The sequence below is a fragment of the Staphylococcus sp. 231237_7MaSpsaltlick genome (genome assembly GCF_043107035.1).
Genome location: NZ_JBICNX010000001.1, coordinates 245,556 through 267,623, shown reverse-complemented (window position 1 = coordinate 267,623; position 22,068 = coordinate 245,556). Strand labels below are relative to the sequence as shown.

General features: G+C 31.4%; 22 protein-coding genes. 14 read left to right on the top strand and 8 right to left on the bottom strand.

What is annotated here, in order from left to right; translation table 11 throughout:
• Positions 1-119: 119 nt before the first annotated feature.
• The 4 genes from ACF91D_RS01340 (at position 120) to pcp (ending at position 3,763) form a co-directional block, all read left to right on the top strand.
• Positions 120-560: a DUF805 domain-containing protein gene (locus tag ACF91D_RS01340; RefSeq protein ID WP_039067343.1), complete on the top strand. Its 441-nt coding sequence runs from the start codon at positions 120-122 to the stop codon at positions 558-560.
• Between the two features lie 906 nt (positions 561-1,466).
• Positions 1,467-2,171 carry a DUF969 domain-containing protein gene (locus tag ACF91D_RS01335; protein WP_039067342.1) on the top strand — a complete coding sequence of 235 codons (705 nt, stop codon included), beginning with the start codon at positions 1,467-1,469 and terminating at the stop codon, positions 2,169-2,171.
• Positions 2,164-3,090 (top strand): DUF979 domain-containing protein, encoded by a 927-nt coding sequence (locus ACF91D_RS01330; RefSeq protein ID WP_327620749.1) that lies wholly within the window; start codon positions 2,164-2,166, stop codon positions 3,088-3,090. Before ACF91D_RS01335 ends, ACF91D_RS01330 begins: the two co-directional genes overlap by 8 nt.
• A 31-nt stretch (positions 3,091-3,121) precedes the next feature.
• A complete protein-coding gene (gene pcp, locus ACF91D_RS01325) occupies positions 3,122-3,763 on the top strand; it encodes a pyroglutamyl-peptidase I (RefSeq protein WP_327620748.1) in 642 nt (213 codons plus the stop codon).
• A 95-nt stretch (positions 3,764-3,858) separates the two neighbouring features.
• Here the strand turns inward: pcp and ACF91D_RS01320 are convergent, their stop codons facing one another.
• From ACF91D_RS01320 to ACF91D_RS01310, 3 genes are all read right to left on the bottom strand, one after another.
• Entirely contained in the window at positions 3,859-4,359 is a 501-nt protein-coding gene (locus ACF91D_RS01320) for a GNAT family N-acetyltransferase (RefSeq protein WP_039067338.1), read from the bottom strand.
• A gap of 131 nt (positions 4,360-4,490) precedes the next feature.
• Positions 4,491-5,300, bottom strand: coding sequence for a membrane protein insertase YidC (yidC, locus tag ACF91D_RS01315; protein WP_039067337.1), 810 nt, complete (start codon positions 5,298-5,300; stop codon positions 4,491-4,493).
• Between the two features lie 139 nt (positions 5,301-5,439).
• The gene (locus ACF91D_RS01310; RefSeq protein WP_327620747.1) at positions 5,440-7,461 is read right to left on the bottom strand and encodes a cation:proton antiporter; all 2,022 of its coding nucleotides are present in this window, start codon (positions 7,459-7,461) and stop codon (positions 5,440-5,442) included.
• Positions 7,462-7,635: 174 nt separating this feature from the next.
• Between ACF91D_RS01310 and ACF91D_RS01305 the strand changes: the two genes are divergently transcribed.
• On the top strand, positions 7,636-8,445 hold the full coding sequence (locus tag ACF91D_RS01305) for a metallophosphoesterase (RefSeq protein ID WP_039067335.1): 810 nt from the start codon (positions 7,636-7,638) through the stop codon (positions 8,443-8,445).
• A gap of 128 nt (positions 8,446-8,573) precedes the next feature.
• Here the strand turns inward: ACF91D_RS01305 and ACF91D_RS01300 are convergent, their stop codons facing one another.
• Positions 8,574-9,185, bottom strand: a complete 612-nt coding sequence (locus ACF91D_RS01300) for a C39 family peptidase (RefSeq protein WP_039067334.1) — start codon at positions 9,183-9,185, stop codon at positions 8,574-8,576.
• Between the two features lie 185 nt (positions 9,186-9,370).
• Here ACF91D_RS01300 and ACF91D_RS01295 point away from each other — a divergent pair, with 185 nt between their 5' ends.
• Positions 9,371-9,835, top strand: coding sequence for a GyrI-like domain-containing protein (locus tag ACF91D_RS01295; RefSeq protein WP_327620746.1), 465 nt, complete (start codon positions 9,371-9,373; stop codon positions 9,833-9,835).
• Between the two features lie 206 nt (positions 9,836-10,041).
• Here ACF91D_RS01295 and tcaB read toward each other — a convergent pair whose 3' ends face one another.
• Positions 10,042-11,244, bottom strand: coding sequence for a putative multidrug effflux MFS transporter TcaB (gene tcaB / locus ACF91D_RS01290; protein WP_039067331.1), 1,203 nt, complete (start codon positions 11,242-11,244; stop codon positions 10,042-10,044).
• Between the two features lie 283 nt (positions 11,245-11,527).
• Between tcaB and ACF91D_RS01285 the strand changes: the two genes are divergently transcribed.
• Together ACF91D_RS01285 and ACF91D_RS01280 are read left to right on the top strand one after the other, a co-directional pair.
• Positions 11,528-11,908: a GtrA family protein gene (locus ACF91D_RS01285; RefSeq protein ID WP_039067330.1), complete on the top strand. Its 381-nt coding sequence runs from the start codon at positions 11,528-11,530 to the stop codon at positions 11,906-11,908.
• A 332-nt stretch (positions 11,909-12,240) separates the two neighbouring features.
• A complete protein-coding gene (locus ACF91D_RS01280) occupies positions 12,241-13,110 on the top strand; it encodes a cation diffusion facilitator family transporter (protein WP_069792320.1) in 870 nt (289 codons plus the stop codon).
• A gap of 530 nt (positions 13,111-13,640) precedes the next feature.
• Here ACF91D_RS01280 and ACF91D_RS01275 read toward each other — a convergent pair.
• On the bottom strand, positions 13,641-14,018 hold the full coding sequence (locus tag ACF91D_RS01275; RefSeq protein ID WP_039067328.1) for an aggregation-promoting factor C-terminal-like domain-containing protein: 378 nt from the start codon (positions 14,016-14,018) through the stop codon (positions 13,641-13,643).
• A 371-nt stretch (positions 14,019-14,389) separates the two neighbouring features.
• Between ACF91D_RS01275 and ACF91D_RS01270 the strand changes: the two genes are divergently transcribed.
• A complete protein-coding gene (locus ACF91D_RS01270) occupies positions 14,390-15,076 on the top strand; it encodes a 2,3-diphosphoglycerate-dependent phosphoglycerate mutase (RefSeq protein ID WP_039067326.1) in 687 nt (228 codons plus the stop codon).
• A 205-nt stretch (positions 15,077-15,281) separates the two neighbouring features.
• Here ACF91D_RS01270 and ACF91D_RS01265 read toward each other — a convergent pair whose 3' ends face one another.
• A complete protein-coding gene (locus ACF91D_RS01265) occupies positions 15,282-15,386 on the bottom strand; it encodes a putative metal homeostasis protein (RefSeq protein WP_017722768.1) in 105 nt (34 codons plus the stop codon).
• Positions 15,387-15,606: 220 nt separating this feature from the next.
• Here ACF91D_RS01265 and ACF91D_RS01260 point away from each other — a divergent pair, with 220 nt between their 5' ends.
• Positions 15,607-17,052 carry an MDR family MFS transporter gene (locus ACF91D_RS01260; RefSeq protein WP_039067324.1) on the top strand — a complete coding sequence of 482 codons (1,446 nt, stop codon included), beginning with the start codon at positions 15,607-15,609 and terminating at the stop codon, positions 17,050-17,052.
• 30 nt (positions 17,053-17,082) lie between these two features.
• The gene (locus ACF91D_RS01255) at positions 17,083-17,418 is read left to right on the top strand and encodes an ASCH domain-containing protein (protein ID WP_080750265.1); all 336 of its coding nucleotides are present in this window, start codon (positions 17,083-17,085) and stop codon (positions 17,416-17,418) included.
• Between the two features lie 160 nt (positions 17,419-17,578).
• Here the strand turns inward: ACF91D_RS01255 and ACF91D_RS01250 are convergent, their stop codons facing one another.
• Entirely contained in the window at positions 17,579-18,811 is a 1,233-nt protein-coding gene (locus tag ACF91D_RS01250; protein ID WP_101049856.1) for an aminoacyltransferase, read from the bottom strand.
• A 250-nt stretch (positions 18,812-19,061) separates the two neighbouring features.
• Between ACF91D_RS01250 and ACF91D_RS01245 the strand changes: the two genes are divergently transcribed.
• The 3 genes from ACF91D_RS01245 (at position 19,062) to adcA (ending at position 21,923) form a co-directional block, all read left to right on the top strand.
• A complete protein-coding gene (locus ACF91D_RS01245) occupies positions 19,062-19,430 on the top strand; it encodes a cystatin-like fold lipoprotein (RefSeq protein ID WP_039067321.1) in 369 nt (122 codons plus the stop codon).
• Positions 19,431-19,471: 41 nt separating this feature from the next.
• The gene (locus ACF91D_RS01240; RefSeq protein ID WP_107549822.1) at positions 19,472-20,074 is read left to right on the top strand and encodes a DsbA family protein; all 603 of its coding nucleotides are present in this window, start codon (positions 19,472-19,474) and stop codon (positions 20,072-20,074) included.
• A gap of 304 nt (positions 20,075-20,378) precedes the next feature.
• Positions 20,379-21,923: a zinc ABC transporter substrate-binding lipoprotein AdcA gene (gene adcA / locus ACF91D_RS01235; protein ID WP_327620745.1), complete on the top strand. Its 1,545-nt coding sequence runs from the start codon at positions 20,379-20,381 to the stop codon at positions 21,921-21,923.
• Positions 21,924-22,068 lie beyond the last annotated feature (145 nt).

The window sequence follows — 22,068 nt, the reverse complement described above, 5'->3', positions numbered from 1 at the left end:
TTTTAAATTTACTAATATTTTTAGTATAAGTTTTAAAAAATAGGGTATTACGATATATTAGTGAATATATGTATATGTACTTTAAAAGTTCCACAAGAAGAAAATGGAGTGGTAAGCACATGCTAGAGGCGTATAAAGATTTTTGGAGAAAATATATAGATTTTAATGGCAAATCAAACAGATTAGAATTTTGGACACCGGTATTGATTCATATCATTAGTATATTCATCATTGCGCTCATCGGTATCGTTTGCTTTATTACGGGTATCTTTATTGTAGCGGCAATATTATCAGCTTTTGTGGGTATATTTGCTTTAGCGATAATCGTACCAATGTTTGCAATTACATTGCGTAGATTTTATGATGCCGGTAGAAAACGCGCAACAGCAATCATACTAATTGTACTATCTATATTTGTTAATATTACCTTTGATATTATTCAAATCAATAGTGTTGCTGTATCATTAAATATAATTTCGTTAATTTGTACAATTATCCTGGTGATAGAAACATTATTACCATCACGTAATGTTGCTGATTCAGAATTAAAATGGTTGTAATTTATAGAATGTCGAGAGTTATTTTAATTGTGATGAATGAGTTCGTGATATAAATGCTTATTTTAAATAGAAGGCTATAGAAATCTAATTTATTTTAAAAAGTTTCGTCGTCTTGCACATCGAAACTGATTAGTATTGAAAGAAATAACATTTTTACTTGAGCTAAAGCTCATGCATAGGTCTCACTGACTCAATATACTGGTTAAAGTAAAAGAGCTATCCCTTGATATTAAAAGGATATAGCTCTTTTATTTTGGAAATAACTGAAATATACTATAATTTAATCATTTGATGATAGTAAGAGCTATCAAAATTAGATAACGTATTAATTTTGATTTTCTCTGCTACATTAGTTAAAAATGACATGAAGTTAGAATAAAAAAGTGAGCAAGTTGGATAGATGATGGCTAATCTCATTCTAAATAGGTTGATGCCTATAAAGAATAGTAACACTCCTAGAAAGGAGTAATATTGGTTATCAAATGCTGATGATCATTTTGACAATCATTAGCTTGGTATTAGTTAGTAAATGTGACCATAAAAAATAAGCTTCTCTATCTTTGGCAAGGAGAAGATGGCTATTATCTATTGATTTACTCCAGCCAACGTCTTTTTAATGGAATCAATTGGGCGATACACTTATGTGTGTTGCCCTTTTTCTATATACAAATTGTTATAACATAAAAATATTATCAAATGTTTAAGTCAGCGTGTTCATGTTGGCTTGTTATATACAAATATGAATAATTAATATTAGTCTAGCCGGTTTAAGTGCAAGTGTTTTCTATTAGTAATATTAAAAAGCACTAATAATTATGACGAACGGTTATAAACTATTGAAATTTCGATAATTTTTATTGTATTTAGAAAATTTAAAATTATAATGTAGGCATAAGGAGGGGTTTTATGGAGTGGTTAAAGTTAATTGGTATTCTAATTATTATATTGGGGTTCCTGTTTAAGATTGATACGATTGCAGTGATTTTAATTGCTGCTGTTGTTACTGGTCTCGTGTCTGGATTAGATTTTTATTCCATTTTAGAAACACTAGGTAAAGCGTTTGTTGATAATCGTTTAGTTACATTATTTATATTAACGTTACCAATGGTTGGTTTGATTGAACGATTCGGTTTGAAAAAACAAGCTTCTAACATGATAGGAAAAGTGAAACGAGTTACAAGTGGACGCCTGATGACAATATATTTACTAATTAGAGAAATTGCTGGCGTGGCTTCAATACGCATCGGTGGTCATCCTCAATTTGTGCGTCCACTGATTAATCCAATGGTTCAAGGGGCGTTAAAAACTAGATATAATTTGAAAGACGATGAAGTTGATGAAGCAGACATAGAAAAAATAAAAGCACAAACTTCTGCAATGGAAAATTATGGAAACTTCTTTGGACAAAATTTATTTGTCGGTGCTGCAGGGGTTTTATTAATGGTAGGGACATTTCAATCATTAGGCATTAAGGTAGACGCAATTGAATTAGTGTTGGCATCAGTACCCATAGCTTTAATTGTATTAGTGCTTGTCTGGCTTAATAATATAAGATTTGATAAATATTTAGATAAAAAATATAACTCAAAGCAGGTGAACCGTGATGAGTGAACAAGTATTAAATAATATCTTAGAAGTTTTTTATATTTTAATAGGTTTACAATTACTATACACTGCTTTTCGAATTTTGAAATCTTCTACCCATAAAAAGAAGTATGGCACAGCATTATTTTGGATTTTGTTAGCGGCAACATTTATTGTTGGCCCTTATACCCCAAACGTAATTAATGGTTTATTTATTTTAATGATGGGGATACTGACTTTATTTAAACAAGTGACAATTAATAATATTGTTGATGTGACTGAAAAAGAAGGGCTACATGGTGCCCAAAAATATGGGAATAAACTATTTGTTCCAGCTGTCATCTTAGCAATTGCAGCTATCGCTGTTTCCAATTGGACGCCTTTAGGTGGCGCAATAGGTTTAGGCGTTTCCTCTATATTAGGGTTAATAGCTGCATATATAGTAATTAAACCTAAGATGAAATATGTACTTTATGATAGCGACCGTCTAACGCAACAAATTGGTACGGTGGGTATTTTACCTCAATTTTTAGCTGCTTTAGGGGTGCTATTTACTGTAAGTGGAGTTGGAGATGTTATATCAAAAGGTATTTCGTCTGTATTACCAGAAGGAAATCACTTGATAGGTGCAGCTGCATATATATTAGGTATGGTATTTTTTACTATGTTAATGGGAAATGCTTTTGCTGCATTTACAGTAATTACTGCAAGTATTGGTATTCCGTTTGTCATCGCACAAGGTGGCGACCCTGTTATCGCAGGTGCATTAGCTATGACTGGCGGATTCTGTGGTACTTTGTTAACCCCAATGGCCGCTAATTTTAATACATTGCCGGTAGCATTATTAGAAATGAAACAGGAATTTGGCGTTATCAAAGCACAAGCACCGATTGCACTGATACTTATAGTAATACATATTGGCTTAATGTATGTATGGGCGTTTTAACTGATTTCAATTGAAAAAGGAGCGTTTTAAAATGAGAATCTTAATAACTGGATTTGATCCATTTGGTGGAGAAGAAATTAATCCTGCATTAGAAGCGGTGAAACTATTACCAGATAGTATTGAAGGACATACGATAGATAAGTTAGAAATACCAACTGTCTTTCATAAAAGTAAACATGCAGTTGAAGCACGTATGAAGCAATATGATTATGATGTTGTGTTAGCAATTGGACAAGCAGGCGGGAGGTTTGAATTAACACCAGAGCGTGTTGGTATTAACGTTGATGATGCACGGATAGAAGATAACGAAGGTCAACAACCGATTGACGAATGCATTCATCAAGATGGGGCACAGGCGTATTTTTCAAACTTACCTGTAAAACGTATGACTGAAGCTATTAAAGCGAGTGGTGTACCTGCACGTTTATCTAACACGGCTGGAACCTTTGTATGTAATCATATTTTATATCAATTAGGTTACTTACATGCAACGCAATTTCCTAATATAAAATTCGGTTTTATTCATGTGCCATTTATCCCTGAACAAGTAGTAGATAAACCCGAAAAGCCTTCAATGTCTGTGGAAACGATTCGAAAGGGATTAAATGCTGCATTAGAAGCTATCATTGAGTCTGACGAAGATATTAAAGTCGCACTTGGAGAAACACACTAAAGTAAAAGTTAACAAATTCTATTGTATAATATAAACAAAGGGGGGAGGAAATCTTTAAAACAAGATTTCCTATCCCCTTTTTATTTGTGTTGAATTTAATTATCGTGTTCAGTACGTGTGTAATCCATGCGAATTTCGTTATATGTTTTGCCGAAGAAAGTAGGTTGTTTATATGGCGTTTTTTTAAATCCAACTTGTTCGTAGAAATTAATAGCGTTAGTATTTTCTTCTACAACCCAGAGTGTCACGTTATCTGGATAAGATAGCTCTAGTGCTCGTTGTGTTAAAGCATAGCCAATCATATGACGTTGATACGCTTCTAAAAGATACAACGCGTATATCTCACTCCAATTGTCAGATTCTGAAATAGATTTTGTTTTACCATAAGTGATAAACCCTACAATCTCTCCCTTGACGGTTGCTACTAAGGTAGGAAGATCGTGTATAGAGGACTTCTTAATAAATTGTTCTTTATCAAGATTTTCTAAGTAGTCGTTTTCAGAAATGTGATTATACGTTTTTAACCAACTCTCGTAATGGACATTGGCTTTACCATGACGATCTTCTTCCGTCAACTCTCTAATTGTAAAATCCATAGAAAGCCCCCTTACTATACTAAATTGATGTTATTATAGCATCATTATTTTGAAAAAAGAAATTTTTCAATTCAAATAAATTATAAAAAGCAAAAATATTAAGTGTTTAAATAACAAAATTTTAAATACATTTAAATCGATTTACGCTCATTTAACTGATCTTGAAGGTGATTTGCTTTGTTGCGTGCAAGTTTACCGTAATATGAATGTGCAAAATGCATTTGAATAATTAAAAATAATCCACCAACAGTCCAATATAGTCCAAGTGCTGCAGCAGAATGTAGGGAAATATATGTGATGAATATAGGTGATAAAACCATCAATATATAGTGTGTTTTTCTTTGGTCTTTAGGATAGTGGCGCGCATTAACTAACGGTTGGAAGAAATATACTACTGCTGCAATTAGCGAAATCCAAAGGTTAGGTTCTGTTAAGTTGAACCATAAAAAGTCTGGATAACGATCAATGCCATCTCCTGTAGGATACTTTAAAGTAATAATTAAACCGAATAATATAGGCAATTGTATAAGTATAGGTAAACATCCTAGAACATTTTTTAAAGGATTAATATCATATTGTTTATAAAGATTCATTAGCGATTGTTGTGCTTCGTTTTTTTCTTCTTGTGAATTCGCATTTTTAATATTATTTCTCAGCTCGTCAATTTGCGGTTGAACAATTTTTGTTTTTTCGCGCATCATATGCATGTTTTTTACTTGTGCAAGCATAAAAGGAAGCAGAAATAGTCTTATTAGTAACACGATTGTGATGATTGCTAAACCATAATTATCTTTGTATAAATGTCCTAATCCATGTAACAACATGTCGATTGGTTGGACAAAAATTGAATAAAATAAGCCGCTTTTAGCTTCGTCTGTAGAGTAATCACAGCCAGTTAAAAATAGGGGAACTAATAATACAATGAGCCTTTTCCAATACATAATATATTCCCTCCAATTAATGTATTAATAAATATAACTTTAACACAATTGAAAAATGATTTTAAGGCTTTATATTTATATTGTAATAATGTAAAAAAGTCACTACCCCAAGGTGAAATTGGATGTAGTGACAGTAGTTTTATTTTGAAGTCAAAATGATTTCATTATAATTAATATGTTCTCTAACTTGTGCAGCGACATGTGCATCTAGTTGTTTATTTTGAATTAGTTCATCAAGATAAGCTCTTTGTAAATATAACCCTTCTAACTTATGTGCTTCATTTGTTGTGACAGGTGTTTCATTTTGCTTATTACGATTTCTTCTAATTCTGTGCAGTCTGTTGTAATACTGGTTTAAAACGATGTTGACTTCTAATACATTTTCATTTGTTTGTTCTTCTTTCAAACGTATTGTGACATTATGATGTACGATACGCATAACTTTCTTTACTTCTTGAAAATTTGATTTGAATTGTTTTATCTGTGAACTCTCTTCATGTTTTTTTGCTCTCCATCTTAAAATCAACATTTTAATAACAACTTTAAATTTATGAACAGCTGATGATTCTTTAAATTGTCTTGATGTTTCTATAGCTGAGCGATAGTTCAAAATCGTTTGACGGTCAACTTTATTTTGAGTTACTAAACGTTCTAACGTTTCTGTCTCTACTTCGCCAGCAATTGTTTCTAGTCGTTTGACCTCTTTAGCATTATTTTCTTCTGGCGTCATTTGCAGTAGGAAGAATAGTTCATCAAAATAATCAGAAATAACTGTACTATAATTTGTGGACGTTTGTGCTTTAGATTTTGCTTTAAAATCTTTAATAACATGCTGTACTATATAAATTTTTGCGACCGCATAGCTCATAGTGGTTGATGTTGTTTTCTCTTCTGAAGGCGTAATAATAGGTAGCACGATTTGTGCCATGACTAAACTAATAATTACCATTAAGGAAGCAATAAATAGTAAATCATTTTTATAAGTAAAAGTTTGTTGTTGTGCTAATAAAGTAGGCAATGTTAATGCCATAGAAAGAGAAATTGTACCGTGAATCCCACACATTGTCATAATAAAGGCGTAGTGTACACGTTTTGGTGGCACTTCATATTGGTCATTAAGATACGATTGGATATTATTTGGATAATAAAATTGTTTGAATAACATAAAGACCCAGATGAAACGGAAAACATAAATAGCTAATGCAATGAGTAATGTTGTAATAATCAGGAATATAATGTTCTGCGGTTCGTCTTTGAAAATTGAAGAAACAACCTTAGGTATAATATAACCTAATACGACGAAGACAAAGCCATTCAGAACATAACTTAATGTACTCCATATCTGATTATAGTTCATTTGTAGTTCGGTTTGAGCACGAATCAATCGTTCACGTTCAAATCCATGTATTAAACCAGCCACTACCACTGCAATAATCCCCGACGCGTGCAACATCTCAGAAATAAAGTAGACGACAAAAGGTGTTAATAATTGAATGAATATCATTGTATTACCATCTTTAAGACCCTTGTTCATGGATAGATAAACACGGAGTCGTACAATCATGAAGCCAAAAATTGCACCTATCAATATGCCTAGAATAGTTGAAATAATAAATTGTTCTATTGCATCGAACGCAGAAAATGCACCAGTAACAAGTGCAGTAACAGCGATTTTGAAAGAGATGATACCAGCAGCATCATTTAATAACGATTCACCTTCTAATATAGTTAACGCACCCTTAGGCAATACTTTTCCTTTAGTAATAGCTTGTACAGCGACAGCATCTGTGGGGCAAAGAATGGCTGCTATCGCGAAGGCAGCAGGCATGGGCAATTCAGGCCAAATCCACCCAATGAAATAACCTACACCTATCACAGTTGTAAATACTAACGCCATCGCCATTAAAATAATAGGTTTGCGATATTCTAACAGTTTAGACCTAGATACATGTGTGCCCTCAACAAATAGTAATGGGGCAATCACAGCCATCATAAATACTTCTGGTTCAAATTCAAAGTGTAAGGGGATAGGAAGAATATATAAACAAACACCTAACCCAATTTGAATGAAAGCCATTGGTATCTTTGGAAACTTGTTATGTATAATTGAACTAATAATCACTGCTATAATAAATATTAAAAAAGCTTCTAATAATAACATATTTACTCCTTATTTTTTTGATTGTTTTATATTACCATTATCACAAAAGCATAGATAGTAATTTTAAAAAACAATTGACTTCAATACTTATTAATTTATAGGCGCATGATTTAAAAGTTAATATTCAAATGTGTCATAATAGAGGTGTTAAGATAATAGAGGAACGTGATAGTAATGAAAATAGGTGTCATATCAGATTTGCATATTGATCGCCACAAGAGATTAACACCAGAGGATTATACACACGAATTAGTAAATGCTATACAGAAACGAAAAATAGAACTGTTACTTATTGCAGGAGATATTTCTAATAATTATAAATTAACGCATAAGTTTATCTATGATGTAGAGACTCAATCACATATAAAAATATTATTTATTCCAGGAAATCATGATTTTTGGGCTACAGATACGGATGCATCGTCCGCTGAAATTTTAGATTACTATATGAATATGGAAGCGTGTTTGATAGGTAACCCTTACCATCTCAATGACTCATGGGCGATTGTTGGTAATACAGGTTGGTATGACTATACGTACGCAAGTCCAGAATTTTCACTTGAGCGTATAGCTCGTAGAAAATACTATGGCGCAACTTGGCAAGACAAAGTTAAAATAGATTGGCCTATGGAAGATAGAAAGCTATCGACGATTGCAGCAAAACAAACAATTAAAGATATAGAACAAGTGAAACATAAACATATTATTTTAATGACGCATATTGTGACACACCCTAGGTTTGCCGTACCAATGCCTCATAGAATATTTGATTATTTTAATGCTTTTATTGGGACTTCTGATTTTGATGCGATTTATCAACAATATGATATTCGATACAGCATTATGGGACATGTCCATTTTAGAAATGTCTTTGAAGAACAGGGGATAACATATATTTGTTCATGTCTGGGTTATCAAAGAGAATGGCGTTCTGATAATATAGCGCAAGAAATTAATCACGCTTTATATACCATTAACATATAGTGAAAAGAAGCGACCATAAAGATAACATGGTCGCTTCTTTATTATTAAATTTATTGTAACTACATATTGAAGCACCTGATATAGCCATTTATTAAGTAACTGATTTTTATTTAGCGTTCAAAAAATAATTACGTTTGTATATGAAAGCTCAAACGGCCTGGTGCGTTGTAACTTTGTGCTAACTTTGATTTTCTAATTTTTATTACTTGGTATTTATTAGGTATTAGTGCTGGAAATACAATTGATTTTCCTATATGTGACCATAGGGGGTCGATGTAGTAGTAATGATTATCATCATAGCCAATGAGTAAAGTAACATGGATATTAGAAACTAATTTAGTTGGTTGATTATCTAATTTATAAGTACGACGCAATGGTCGTTGTCCGAGTACGGTATGATAAATAACAACAGGTTGACCACTATCTAAAACTGCACATAAATCCGTTAAAGATTGCCCCGTGCTATCTATAATATGTTGATCATAGCGCTTTAGATGTGGGACGAGGGCAGAAGGGAAAATAGTTTGATGGTGCCCCCATTTAATCCATAAGTGATGACCTACGTATCCTTTATAAGGATTATTTTTATGTTTAGGCCAATGTTTCATTATTTGAGTAGCTGGTATTTTATGCTGATTAAACTGTAACATCATTGCTGTAGATACCCCTTCACAGCCCATAACCATTGGTATTGGAAACAACTGACTGATTGGCTTAACAGGTAATATATTTAATTTCATGATGACGCTCTCCCTAATGATTTTATTCCAATGTAAAAACGAAGCAACTTTACATTTCATTTATTATATATTTATTCTTAAAAAATACCTATTAAGATGCTTAAGCAATCTGTTAATAGCTTAGAATAGATATTGCTATGATGTTTTGGTTATAATAACAGAAAAATGAATGTGGGGGATTACATATGAACCATAGAATAGAAACACTACCAACATTATCTGTAGTGGGAGAAAAAAGAGAATATGCTACAGGACAAAAAGCACAAGAAAATATTTTTATGTTCTGGATGGATTTTGATGAAAGTGGTAAAAAACACGACTTATTAAAATTAGGTAACGAACGTTTACTAGGTCTCTTAGGTTTATGTAAACCACTCGATAATGGGGAAATGCATTATTTAATTGGGGTTACTAGTGATGATACTAATGCAACTTGGCAACAAACAGAAATAGCAGGCGGGAGATACATTGTGTTTGATGCTGAAGGTCCAGTACCAGGTTCTATAAAAAAAGCTATGGAATCTATTAATAGATATATCTTACCATCATTAGATTATGAATTACGAAATGCGCCATTTTTTGAGTTTTATAAAGAAGGGGAAATTAGAGCTGAAGATTATATTACAGAAATATGGTTACCAATTGTTTAAATTAAAAATAGATTAATTAAAATAGGGGCAGGCTAAAAATCAAAAATTTAAAACTTGATTTTGTAAGCTCGCCCCATATAATTGGCTAGAATAGAAATGAAATTTACATATAGCTTTCCATTCCAGTCGTATTTGACTAGTTAATCGGTTTTGTTAGCATTGTTAGTTTGTTATTCTATACACTCTAAAATGTTGGCTTTTAGAATTTATGCTTTATGTTTAACTAAGATAGATTTTAATAATACTTCTAATAAAATAATTAATATAGTAGTAATTACTAGAATAATAAGGTAAGGCATAACGCTGTATTCACCTTTTAAGCCTACAAGAGGGGACATAATCCCGCCCAAAATAAATTGGAATAAACCGAGTAAACTCGATGCGTTACCACTGCCACCAGTTCTTGATTCCATAGCTAATGTGAAACTTAGTGGACCAATTCCAGTTACAGGACATACATTAAGGAAAAATGCGATGATTAATACCCATAATGGTAAGTGGAATATAAGCACGAATATAATTAACACAACGCCTAAAATCTGTATTAATGTCAATAATACAAGAAGAAGATAGCGATTCATATATTCTACGAGTAAGGCTGTTAATTGACTCATAATAATTAAGCCGATACCATTTAACGCAAATAAAACACTAAATTGTTGCGGTGTCATATCGTATATCTTCTGTGTAATAAATGGTGCAGCAGAGGAAAAACTAAAGAGCATCACATAAGTTAATCCTTGTAAGAGCATTGGAATGATAAACGCTGGTTTCTTGAGTAAATATCCAAAGTCTTTAAATATTAAGGGAAAATTAAGTTTTGTAAGATCTGTATCTCTCGTTTCTTCCATTTTGAAGAATGCAAAAATTAATATTGCAAAGCTAACAACGGTTAAAATTAGGAATATTGCTTTCCAATTTGAAACACTTAAAGCATATCCACCAATTAAAGGTGCAAGGATAGTGATAATCCCATTAACGACTAGTAAAGAGGCTAATCCCTTAGCAAGAGATTTCCCTTTGTGTTGATCGCCAATGGATGCTTTGGCAATAACGATGGCGCCTCCCCCAGTTAGCCCTTGTATAAGGCGTATTATTAGTAAAAGTGAAAGCGATGTTGTAAATACCGCTATTAATGAAGCGATGACGTATATTGAAATAATAAGTAAGGCTATTTTCTTACGCCCATACGCGTCAGATAGAGGGCCAAAAGTAAATTGTCCAATTGCAAGCCCAATCATAGCAAACGACAGTGTAAGTTGTACTTGTGAGGTAGTTGCTCCAAAATCACTCTGTACATTTGGTAGTGACGGTACGTACATATCTATTGTTAAAGGTCCAAAAGTAGTCATAATACCTAACATAATAATGACCATCAAAGGCAGTTGGCGATTGGTAATTTTATCCATATAAAGTACTCCTTTAAGCACAGTTAGTTACGTTATAATAAAGAAAAATTGAATGTTTAGTAACTAGATTATTATCGCACACGTGAATATAAATGCAATGACAAAGTTACATATTTAATACGTGCACACTATTCGAGATATTATTTTTAATATATAATACAATTTATTATGATGAAATACTGATTTATAAGCAATATATATTTATACGTATTTCACCTTGGTAAACAAATTATATTTTATTGTAGTATGGAGATTTTAGATTGGCACACAAAGGAGAAAATTGATGGATTTAACCAAGACACAATATGAAATTATAAAATTTATTCTTGTTGGTGGAATTAACACCTTTAATTATTACGTAATTTATTTATTTTTATTAAAGTTAATTGATATAAATTATTTAGTCAGCCATATCAGTGGATTTATAGTTAGTTTTATAGTCTCTTATTATCTAAATTGTTATTTTGTATACAAAGTAAAACCGACATGGCGCAAATTTATTCAATTCCCATTAACTCAAGTAGTTAATATGGGGATGCAAACCATCTTATTATATATATTTGTACAATGGTTCCACATTTCATCTGTTATCGCACCATTTGCTGGGCTTATTATTACTATACCAATTACGTTTGTATTATCTAAATATATATTAAGAGACTGACATCAAATTAAATTTTGAGGAAATGACATTGATTATTGAGCATTATTAGTTGTCCTATCTGTATTTTGGAGTGGCTATGATAATGCTCTTTTTATTTAATACTACTATATAACCAAAGAACTAGTAGGACACTAATAGAAAAGCTTGAAGATACATCAGGACTTTCAACTTTATAATTTTAATTTTTGCACAATTTAACAGTATGTTTTAGGAATGGCTAAAAAAATAATTAACTAAAAAATATTAAATAATTTTATAATAAAAAATGTTGTAAATATGCTTGTGATAGGTCATAATATATAATCCAATATCAATTAAGGTGGATGTAGCACATGACACAAAGTGAGAATCTAAAACTTGCACAAAAAGGTGCATATCTGAGTTTAATCGTTTATATTATACTTTCTATTTTAAAATTTATAGTAGGGTATATCTATGATTCGGCAGCGGTAAGGGCTGATAGTATCAATAATATGACAGATATTATTGTTTCATTAGCAGTTATTATTGGTTTGAAAATTTCTATTAAACCAGCAGACAAAAACCACCCCTATGGTCATTTAAAATCTGAGAATATTTCATCATTACTGGTTTCGTTTATTATTATGTTTGTTGGTATTCAAGTAGTAATTGAAAATCTGCCGAATGTATTTTCAAATGAACACAGTACACCAAATGCGGTCACGATTTATGTCAGTGTTATTAGTGGTTTGATTATGTTAGCCGTTTTTACTATCAACCAAAAGCTTGCAAAGCGTACGAACAGTAGTTCACTTAATTCAGCAGCCAAAGATAATTTATCAGATGCTTTAGTTAGTATTGGTACCGCAATAGGTTTAGTATTTACTCAGTTTGGTTTACCGATCATAGATACATTGCTAGCAACTGTTTTAGGTTTGCTTATTATATATACAGGTTTCGGTATTTTCAAAGAAGCTATATTTACATTAAGTGATGGATTTAATGAACAGGAGCTAGAAGCATATAAGAATTATGTATTAGACATTGAAGAAGTGATTGATGTCCATACAATTAAAGGTAGATATCATGGTAGTAGTATTTTCGTTGATGTAACAATCGTTGTAGATTCAGATTTATCATTAGAAGAGGCGCATCATATTTGTGATAAAGTGGAACAACATATGCATGGTAAAGGTATATCGTCTGTCTATGTACATCCCGAACCTGCATCAATACAGTAAAATCTATTATTATAATAAAAAAATATAATTTATCAATTTCAGACAACTGAATTGCTATATAGAAACAACGTTAAAAGCTAATATAGTATTTTGCGTTGTAGTGGGTTAAAACAGAAGTTTCAATTGATAATATTAGTTGAGCGATGTTATAAAATTTATATATAAGGTCCTCGTTAATATAGTTAAGTAGTGTTTATTAAATTTTACGTAAGGGCCTTATTTTTTAGTATTTTAATGTAAAATTACATATGAATGCGACGTGTTTTGGCACGGCTCATGAGGGAACAACGCAAGCTAAAGACTACAGTCTGAAGTTGTCCCCTAAGAAAGCGAGTCAACAATGCGAAGTATTGAATAAAAAATAAGCACTCAGATGAATTGAATAGAATCAAATCATCTGAGTGCTATTTTTCCGGGATTTATGTCCAATCTCATATCATTAATATGGAATTAGTCCCTTTTTTATGAATGAGTCCTATGACCCATTCGCTTACTTATATATATTTAAACCTAGAAACCAGGTGTAATACTTACCACCAGCCATTAGCTACACGGAAGTCAATCGCTGCGTCAACCGAACCATAACGTTCTTCGGCGTAGTTAATCATACCTTTTGTTTGTTCTTCAACTGATCCAGTTCCCCAAGATTCTTTAGTTTGTCCTAAACCTCTATAGCCTAATTCATTTACAGCATCTGGATTGCCACTTGATTCTGGCATTACAATATTGTCCCATAAAGCTTTAGTACCGCCTGCTTCAATAAATTGATCATATACATCGTTTGTTGATTGTGTTGTTTGTTGTACAGGTGTTTCAGCTGCGTCAGCTGTTGATACATTTGAACTCACGCCAAATCCAGTTGCTGCAATTGTAATCGACGCGAAAGATGCTAATAATAATTTTTTCATTGTTAAAAATCCTCCTAATTGATTTTACCTGTGTACGAAAACGAACTATACAGGTTTATATATTTCTTATAATTATCTGTTTTATTTACTTGCTTATACTTACTTTCTTAATTCAACGTTTACAACTATAACATCATAAAAGTGCATGTAGGTTACAGTGAAATAAAAATAAAGTATCTTTTGTGAATATAAGAAGACATTTATTTCAAAAATGTGTGTAAATTGTTATAATTTTAATATATAGAGAAGCAAGATAAATTCGTAAATGCTTTTATGATTGCATTTATGATATATTTCATAAATTATTTTCGCTGTAACATTTCTGTAAAAATCAGAAAAATTATATTTTAATTAATGAAAGAAGGAATAATATGCCAAAATTAATTTTATGTAGACATGGACAAAGCGTCTGGAATGCTGAAAATTTATTTACAGGGTGGGCAGATGTAGATTTATCTGAGCAAGGTAAAAACGAAGCCATTACTTCTGGTAAGAAATTAAAGGATCAAGGTATCGAAATTGATATTGTATATACTTCTTTACTAGAAAGAGCGATTAAGACTACGTTTCATCTTTTAAATGAATCTGATCAATTGTTCATTCCAGTTATAAAATCTTGGAGACTAAATGAAAGACATTATGGTGATTTGCAGGGTTTGAATAAAGATGATGCACGTGAAAAATTTGGCGAAGAACAAGTACATATTTGGAGACGCTCTTATGATGTTGCGCCACCTAAGCAAGGTGAAGAACAAAGAAATGATTATTTAAATGATAGAAAATATGAACATTTAGATAGAAGAGTTATGCCTGAATCAGAAAGTTTGAAAGATACATTAATAAGAGTAATACCTTATTGGAATGACCAAATCTCACAACAACTTTTAGATGGTAAAACAGTGCTAGTTTCAGCACATGGAAATTCGTTGCGTGCACTAATTAAATACTTAGAAAATGTTTCTGACGAAGATATTATTGGCTATGAAATAAAAACAGGCGCTCCATTAATATATGAACTGACAGATGATTTACAAGTAATAGATAAGTATTATTTATAATTAAAGGAATAAATAAAATTTATGTAAAAGGTTCAAGGCATTTATTCATCCCTTGGACCTTTTGTATGTGTATTAACATTTGTATATTTGATTGTTTAGTTATTTAATAATTGAGATTGGGCTTATCAAATCTTTTTAATAACTATATTAATATTAGGGATATCACTACCAAATTAATGATTTGTAATAAATAGGAATTGATGAATTATTTATTACGCTTATGCTGTTGAATAATCTTGCGCGCACGTTTTCTAGTTTTAATGTTTGGGCTATTCAAGTTACGTCGAGCGGTTTGTAAATCTAATTTCATTTGACATGACCTCCTTCACAAAAGTCATTATGGAGGAAATATACAAAAATGTAAATAGGAATTATTACGATTTATTTCGAAAAGATCAGTTTTATTAATGAGATGTAAAAATTACAATATTTTTGAGTATTTTTAATGTTATATTTGAAAATTATATGTATAATGCACCAATGTGGCTAATTTCTCAGAGGCTAAACTTAAAGAAATGTAGGAGATAAAAATGACTCAAAAAACTAAAATAATAATGATATTGATGATGTTGTTTGGTGGTTTCTTTGGACTTTTAAATGAAACATTGTTGACCACAGCATTACCAAGTATAATGAAAGACTTTAATATAGATTATACGCAAGTACAATGGCTAACTACAGCATTCTTGTTAACAAACGGTGTCGTTATACCATTATCAGCGATGGTGATACAGCGCTATTCTACAAGACAAGTATTTCTAACAGCAATTTCAATATTCTTTATCGGTACGATTATTGCGGGCTTTAGCCCGAACTTTACGATTTTATTAAGTGCAAGAATTGTGCAAGCACTTGGTTCAGGTATTATGATGCCTTTAATGATGACAACTATACTAGATATATTCGAACCACATGAACGTGGTAAATATATGGGGACTTTTGGACTAGTAATTGGATTGGCTCCAGCAATTGGGCCTACTTTATCTGGTTATCTTGTTGAATATTTTGATTGGCGCTCATTGTTCCACGTAGTTGCTCCAATTGCAGCATTGACGTTTATAGGTGCATTTAAGTTTGTGAAAAACGTAGGGACAAATAGGAAAGCACCGATTGATATATTATCCATTTCCTTATCGGTATTAGGTTTTGGTGGACTCTTGTATGGTACAAGTTCAATTTCACGTGATGGTTGGAATGATCCCATTGTATTAACATCAGTTATAGGTGGTATAATTCTTGTTGCGATTTTTATTTTCCGTCAAACAAGATTAGAAACACCGTTACTTGATTTTTCAGTATTTAAAAATAGTCAATTCGCAGTAGGTATTGTTATTATGGCGTTCACAATGATATCAATGATAGGTTCAGAGACTGTACTACCAATGTTTGTTCAAAATATAATGAATGATTCAGCACTTCAATCAGGATTGATATTATTGCCTGGCGCAATCGTAATGGGGATTATGTCTGTAGCTTCAGGATTTTTATATGAAAAGTATGGTGCGAAAATATTAGCGTTTATCGGTATGCTTATCGTAGTAATTACAACATCATATTTTGTTATAATGGATGAAAATACTTCTGCAGCAGTGTTAGCAACCGTTTATGCGATTCGTATGATTGGTATTGCACTTGGGTTAATGCCATTAATGACGCATACAATGAATCAATTATCTCGCGATATGAACGCCCATGGTTCATCTATGACTAACACGGTGCAACAAATATCTGCTTCAATTGGGACAGCAGGTTTAATTACAATCATGAGTCAAGTAGCAAAAGATTTCACACCTAATATGAGCGATTACAAAGGCATGGGTAAAAAAGAAATGACTATGCAAATACAACACGAAGCGTTATTAAGTGGTTATCATGCAGCCTTTTGGTTTGCAGTAATTATTTCATTTATTAGTTTAATCAGTGTGTTTATGTTGAAAAGTAAACGTAAAATTGAACAAGAACAAGAAAATTTATAATAATGGAGCGTGAGCCTTATAGAACATTCGATGAGATTAAATGATGAACCATTTCAATTAGTAAGAGAAGGTATAAAGACCGTTGAAGTGAGGTTAAATGATACTAAAAGACAGGGAATACAAAGTGGGGATTTTATTACTTTTACAAATTTAAAATCGACGGAACAAATAACAGTTAAGGTTATTGGAACTGAAGTGTTCACCTCTTTTCAAGCACTGTTGAATCATTATTCTAATCAAGTGACTGGCTTTAGCAACAATATACAATTATCACAAAAATTAGCATCAATTTACCAGATATACTCACAAACCGACGAGTTGGCTTACGGGGCGCTAGCGATTGAACTCCAATTAATTAGTAAGTAGTTTCAATCATATAAAATAGACTAAATGATATAACTCAAAACACCCATTCATTACTTTAGCATGTAGCTAAAAGTTGGCTTTCAAGCCTAACCTTTAAGCAGTACATAGCTAATAGAATGAATGGGTGTTTTTATAGATTTGGTTATTTCATATGTGTTTGTTATAATTTACCAATTAATTTACCCAATTTGTATAATACAGGTCTGACAGGTTTTACAAAGTCACCGATATATTCTTCAACGTGCGCGTTAAATCCTTTTTTAAATTGCTGTACACCGTAATCAATTGCGGTATCACTAAAATCACCGGTGATACCATAAAAATTATAGCGCTCAATACCATGTGCTTTAGCGAACTTTATCATTTCCCATTGTAATTTATAAGCACCCATATAGGCATTGTATGTTGGATTTGAACCACTGGATAAATAATATACTTCGTAATCATTATAAATATATATGGCAGCAGCTAAGTCTAATATTGAACCATCTGATGCAATAGTAGTTTCTGTATCATTAATTTTACGCTGTAGGCTAGTGATTTGCTGCATGAGTTGTGTTCGTTTCGTTTTTTGTTTTTTAGAATTTGGACTCTCTTCTAATGCAACTTCTGCATCTTTCAACTGGCTGTGTAGTGAATCTAACTTTTTAATTAAATCATCCTTATATTCATTCAAATCAATATACGCTAATTGTATAGAGGCATACTCCTGATAGTCTTTTTGTAATTGTTCAAAATATTGCTGATTTCTAAAACTAAAGCCATGTTTTTCTTCAGCCATGTGAAATAGTTTGAAAAAACGACTTGTTTCATCGATAGGTAATTGACGTACTTTAACACCCATTTCTTCAGTTTTTTTGATGTTACGTCGTGTTTGATAATCCATTTCTTTTAAAAGCTGCTGTTCTGATTTATCTTTTAAATCAAGTACAGATAACCAACGAATCTGGCTTGTTTTGGAATAGCCTACAGGTAGCCCTTGGTGTTGATATCCTAATTGGTTTAAAGTACGTATTAGCATTCTATTATCATAAGACCGTAATATTTCACCATCAGCATTTCTTAAATTTTCTAAAATATATGGATCAAGTAAGACATAAAGACAATTATGTTGTTTTAAGTAATGAGTTAGTGATTTAAAAAAGAAATTAACTAATGAAATATCGGAATAATCGAGTATGGGACCACGTTGACTATAAAAGTATTTAAAAAATTTAAGAGCGCGTGCCTCTGTAAACATACCTGCAGCAATAACATTCCCATCGTCATTTTTAACGCCTAATAAATGAGCTTGTTGTTGAGCTTCATAATTTATACGTGTTTGGGTATAGTGTGAAAAGTGTTTGTGTGTGAATTTTTCAAACTCTTCAGGAGTAATCTTCACAAATAACATTGTTTTTGCCTCCTTAAACGACAATATCTTAATAATAAGTTGGGTGATACATATTCATTATATCAAAAGTATTGTTGAATAACATAAATTTTGCTACGCATATATTTGCGATGAAGTCATGTGTTTAATTGCAAATTAATATAGTATATTTTATATAATCGGTGTATGATATGATTTACGGTGATAATGTATATTAAACTATCTACTTGGAATGGATAAATGGATAGGTTTTAGGAGTGAGTTTCATACTATGAAAAAGTTATTGATTTTACTTGCTATATTTGGACTAGTACTTGCTGGATGTAGCAGTGGAAAATATGCTGATAAAATAGATAAAGCAGTAAATAAGCAACAGCAATATCAAAAAAATCTTGCTAAACAACATAAAGGTGACGTCGAGCGTAAATTCGATAAAAAAGACGCCAATATTTACGTTAATGAAAAAGGGAGATACGTTACAATCGCTTATAAACCATTAAAAAATGATGCGGAAATTCATTATTTTACTTATAAGTTTGAAGATGGAAAAGCAAAATATGTAAAGAACTTTAATACTAAAGGTTATTTGCATAAAAATGAACCAGACTATAAAGAAGAGAATATGGATCTTGAAGAATAACCAATAATACAAGAACGAGTTAGAGGTGTACTAATAGGAATATGAGAAAGTTATGGTTAAGTATAGGATTAGTAGCTATTATGATATTAGTCACAGCATGTTCAAGTGATCAACATGTACATAAAGATGATAAAACAGATGAAAATGGCAAAATTAAAATAATCGAATATGGTGATTTTAAATGTCCATATTGTAAAAAAGTAGAAACTAATGTAATGCCTAAATTAAAAAAGGATTACATCGATAAAGACAAGGTAGACTACCAATTTGTAAATATGGCATTTTTAGGTGATGACTCTATTATAGGTTCAAGAGCTGGTCACGCGGTTAAGCACGTTGCACCTGATCAATATTTAACATTTCAAAAGTTAATGTTTGAGCAGCAGCCAGATTCTGAAAAGGAATGGATTAATAAATCATTAGTAGATAATCAAATAGATAAATTACCGATAAACCAAGATATGAAAAATAAAATTAAAAATGAATACACAACGCCAGACAGTAAATCTTGGAAAGCTGCAAAGAAAGATCAACAACAAGCTAAAGAACATCATGTTGAGACAGCGCCAACTGTATATGTCGCCGGTGAAAAATTAGAAGATCCTTATAAATATAAAAATTATAAAAAATTATTAGATAAATAATCTTGGCTTATATATGCATGATACAGTGAATCATAGTTATTTATAATAAGAACTTCATCAGTAGTGTTTTACTGTAGTTGGAGGACATTACTAAATATAAATATTCTATGAATTACTAATATAGACTTATTTAGTAGGAGCGGCATAACCAAACTTATTAGAAAACATAAGTTATTGTTATGCCGCTTTTTTTAATATTTTTTAAATCGTAAATGTTACGATTAATTCCCTGTTTGCTATTGCACTTTAGAAAAAAGAAGCTTATAATTATAAATCGTAACAATTACTATTTGGGGGTTTAGAAATGAAAAAATATACATATATCATGTTTAGCATGATAGCTTTAGTAATGGTGTTAGCAGGATGTGGTAACGCAGAGTCTAATAAAGGAAGCGAAAAAATAAAAGTTAATACGACTGTTTTTCCTTTAAAATCTTTTGCAGAAGAAATTGGTGGGAAACATGTAGAAGTTAATTCTATCTATCCAGCAGGTACAGATTTACATAGTTATGAACCAACGCAAAAAGATATTATAAACGCTTCAAAAGCAGATTTATTCGTATATACTGGTGATAATTTAGATCCAGTTGCCAAAAAAGTTGCAGCTACAATTAAAAAAGATGACAAGAAATTATCTTTAGAAAATAAATTAGACAAATCACAATTGCTCACTGATCAACATAGTCACGGTGAATCTGAACATGAAGAGGAGCATGAACACGAACAGGGTGAACACCATCATCATGGTGGATATGATCCACATGTTTGGTTAGACCCTAAATATGATCAAGTTTTTGCAAAAGCAATTAAAGATGAATTGATTAAAAAAGATCCTGATAACAAGAAGTATTATGAAAAAAATTACAATAAATTAAATGATGAATTAAAAAACATAGATGAGAAGATGAAAGAAACTAGTAGTAAGAAGCAGGGCAACACTGTATTTATTTCACATGAATCTATTGGTTATCTAGCTGATAGATATGGCTTTGTTCAAAAAGGCGTTCAGAATATGAATGCAGAAGACCCATCACAAAAAGCACTTACTAAAATTGTCAAAGAAATCAAAGAATCAGGTGCCAAATATATATTATACGAAGATAATGTATCTAATAAAGTGACAGATACTATAAGAAAAGAAACATCAGCGAAACCATTAAAATTCTATAATATGGAATCATTGAATAAAGAACAGCAAAAAGATGATAATTTAACTTATCAAAAACTAATGAAAGAAAATATTAAAAATATTGATAAAGCATTAAGTGACAATATCCATAGTGATGATGATAAGCATGAAGCGAAACATGATAAGGCTATTTCTGATGGTTATTTTAAAGATAAACAAGTTAAAGATAGAGCATTATCTGATTATAAAGGAGAGTGGCAATCAGTTTATCCTTATCTTAAAGATGGCACTCTAGACGAAGTGATGAAACATAAAGCTAAAGATGATGATTCTATGACTGCTAAAGAATATAAGGAATACTACGATAAAGGTTATAAAACAGATGTAGATAAGATAAAAATTACTGATGATACAATTACATTTAACAAAAATGGTAAAGATATAACTGGAAAGTATAGTTACGATGGTAAAGACATTTTGAAATATGAAAAAGGTAATAGAGGCGTTAGATACACATATAAATTAGAAGATAATAATAAAGATTTACCAAAATACGTTCAGTTCAGCGATCATAATATAGCACCTAAGAAGACAGAACATTTCCATATATTTACAGGCGATGATAAAGATAAAGTGTTGAAAGAACTAGATAACTGGCCAACGTATTACCCTGAAAAATTAACGAAAACTGAAATCAAAGAAGAGATGTTGGCGCACTAAAAACCATTATCCCTACGTTTAAATTTTATATTTTGAATGCATGAATTTTAGTTTAAAGGGAATAAAATTTAAAGTAACAAAGAAAATAAGGTTTTATGGTTGATATATATTATATAGTTGATATAATTAGTATATCATAAAAACT